The 2,680-nt window shown below is 65.9% G+C and carries 3 protein-coding genes; all 3 read right to left on the bottom strand.

What is annotated here, in order from left to right; genetic code table 11:
- On the bottom strand, window positions 1–1,222 hold a 1,222-nt coding region (gene uraD, locus RMO40_RS05480; protein WP_309717429.1), incomplete at its 3' end, for a 2-oxo-4-hydroxy-4-carboxy-5-ureidoimidazoline decarboxylase.
- The gene (gene puuE, locus RMO40_RS05475) at window positions 1,222–2,151 is read right to left on the bottom strand and encodes an allantoinase PuuE (RefSeq protein ID WP_309717425.1); all 930 of its coding nucleotides are present in this window, start codon (window positions 2,149–2,151) and stop codon (window positions 1,222–1,224) included. The genes uraD and puuE, both read right to left, overlap by 1 nt.
- Window positions 2,152–2,157: 6 nt before the next feature.
- The coding region (locus tag RMO40_RS05470; protein WP_309717423.1) for an FCD domain-containing protein at window positions 2,158–2,680 on the bottom strand (523 nt) is incomplete at its 5' end.

Below are 2,680 nucleotides of genomic sequence, written 5' to 3'. Positions count from 1 at the left end.
GCCGGTCCATCGGCGTGGTGCCGGCGTGGCAAGACACGCCGACCATCTCGCCCAGGTAGCGCACGCTGCCGTTGATGGAGGTGACCACGCCCAGCGGCAGGTCGATCTCGTTCAACACCGGGCCTTGTTCGATGTGCACCTCGACGAAGCCCATGTACTGCGTCGGGTCGCGCTTCAGCGCTGCGATCTGCCCCGGGTCGCGGCCGGCGGCGAACATGGCCTCGCGCATGGTGATGCCGTCGGCGTCTTTCTGGTTCAGCCAGCTGAAATCGAAGCGACCAATCACCGCACCGGAGCCGAGGAAGGAGGCCTTGTAGCGCTGGCCTTCTTCTTCGGCGAAGCCGATCACCTCCAGGCCGAAGGGCAGGCGCTTGCCCGAGCGGTGCAGCTCTCGCACACAGACCATCGGCACGAAGATGCCGAGGCGGCCATCGTATTTGCCGCCGTTGCGCACGGTGTCGAAATGGCTACCGGTGAGCAGGCGCGGGGCCTGCGGGTCGCTGCCGTGATAGATCCCCACGACGTTGCCGACGGCGTCGACTTCCACCTCGTCGAAGCCGCAGTCGTGCATCCAGCGCACGAGCTGCACCTGGCAGGCCTGGTGCGCCGGGGTGAGGTAGGTGACGGTGAGCGCGCCTTCGACGTCACTGTGCTGCGCCAACAGCTCGGCGCAGTCCCACACCTGGTTGCCCCACACCGGGTCCACGCCGAACTTGTCGTTGAGCCGGATCTCGGCAATGCGGTGGATGTTGCGCAGGCACTCGGCCAGTTCGAAGTCGGCGTGGTTCTCGAGCCGGCGCGCGAAGGTGCTGATGATCTCTGGCCGCGTGAGGCCGGTGCCGCGCGGCCCGCGCACCGCCACGATGAAGGGCCAGCCGAATTTGGCGAGGTACTCGGCGTTGAGCCGTTGCAGCTTGGTCAGCTCTTCGGGCGAACAGGCCTTGAGGCCGGCGGTGGCCTGCTCGTGCGTTGATTCGGCGGTGAGCTGGCCCTGCTCGGCGAGTTGGCCTGCGAGCTGGGGGTGAGCGCGGATCAATGCGAGCTGCGCAGCACGGTCGGCCTGTCGCACGGTGTCGGCCATCGTGTGCTTCAGGTGGGCCAGGCTCTTGAATGGCCGCTGCGCCAGCGCGGCTTCGGCGATCCAGGGCGAGTGTTCGTAGACGCCGTCGAGCATCTGCGCCGCTTCGGTCAGCGTCGCTGCGTTCAGTTGATCGAGCGTCATCATGTGGGCGCCGGAAAGTGCTGCTTCCAGTGCCGCGCGATGTCGATGCGCCGGCACACCCACACCTTGTTGTGGGCGAGCACGTGGTCGAGAAAGCGCTGCAGCGAGGCAATGCGGCCCGGCTTGCCGAGCAGGCGGCAGTGCATGCCGATGCTCATCATCTTGGGCGCGGTGTCACCCTCGGCATACAGCGCGTCGAAGCTGTCACGCAGGTAAGTGAAGAAGTGCTCGCCGGTGTTGAAGCCCTGGGTCTGCACGAAGCGCATGTCGTTGGTGTCCAGCGAGTAGGGCACCACCAGGTGCTGCACCGTGCTGCCGTCGCTCTTGGTGACCGGCGTCCAGAACGGCAGGTCGTCGCCGTAGTAGTCGCTGTCGTACTCGTAGCCGCCATGGTCGACCACCAGGCGGCGGGTGTTGGGGCTGTCGCGGCCGGTGTACCAACCGAGCGGCCAGGTGCCGCCGGTCATGTCTTTCAGCACCTGGGTGGCGAGCTCGAGGTGGCGGCGTTCGGTGGCCTCAGGCAGGTTTTGGTAATGGATCCAGCGCAGGCCGTGGTTGGCGATCTCGTAGTCGTTTTCCATGAAGCAGGCCAGCAGCTCGGGGTAACGCTGCAAGGCCATGCCCACGCCAAACACCGTGAGCGGCAGCCCGCGCTTTTCGAACTCGCGCAGGATGCGCCACACACCCACGCGCGAGCCGTACTCGTACATCGACTCCATGGTCATGTGCCGGCTTTCGTAAGCCTGGGCAGTGATCAGCTCGGAGAGAAAGGTCTCGGAGGTCGGGTCGCCGTGCAGCGGGTTGTTTTCGCCGCCTTCTTCGTAGTTGAGGACAAACTGCACGGCGATCTTGGCGCCGCCCGGCCACTGCGCATGCGGCGGTTTGCGGCCGTAACCGACCATGTCTCTGGGATAGGTGTCGTGGCTCATGGTGTGTCAGTACTCCGGTCGCAGGACCGATTCGAGATCGGGCACACGCGGATTGAGCCGCAGGTTGCGCTCGACGTTGTGTAAATGGCTTTCCATCAGCTTGACGGCGGCGCGCGCGTCGCGCTTTTCGAGCGCGTCGACGATGGCCACGTGTTCCGCGAAGGAGTGTTCGGCCGAATGGGCAGACTGGTACATCAGTGAAATCAGCGAACTGCGTGACACCAGCTCTCGCAAGATGTCGGCCAGGGCCTCGTTGCCGAGCATTCGGGCCAGCACCACATGGAAGTCGGCCAGCAGCTGGGTGCGGCCCGACACATCGGTGCGCTGCACGGCGGCCTGCTCGTCGCGCAAATGCGCGCGCAATTCGGCAATGTGGTCGGGTGTGAGCTGGCTGGCGGCGCGCTTGATCATGGCCGACTCCAGCATGTGGCGCACCTCGAACACCTGGCGTGCCTCTTCGACGCTCGGCTGGGCGACCCGCGCGCCGCGCGCCTGTTCCAGCGTGACGAGCTTGTCGCGGCTCAACTGG

The sequence above is a fragment of the Rhizobacter sp. genome (genome assembly GCF_031412075.1).
Taxonomy (GTDB): domain Bacteria; phylum Pseudomonadota; class Gammaproteobacteria; order Burkholderiales; family Burkholderiaceae_C; genus Rhizobacter.
Note: the sequence above shows the minus strand (reverse complement) of the source record. Positions and strands in the feature narration are given on the sequence as shown.

Bases quoted from the DNA above. Each gene is read 5' to 3' on its own strand.
- puuE (WP_309717425.1), bottom strand. From the start codon at position 2,151: ATGAGCCACGACACCTATCCCAGAGACATGGTCGGTTACGGCCGCAAA.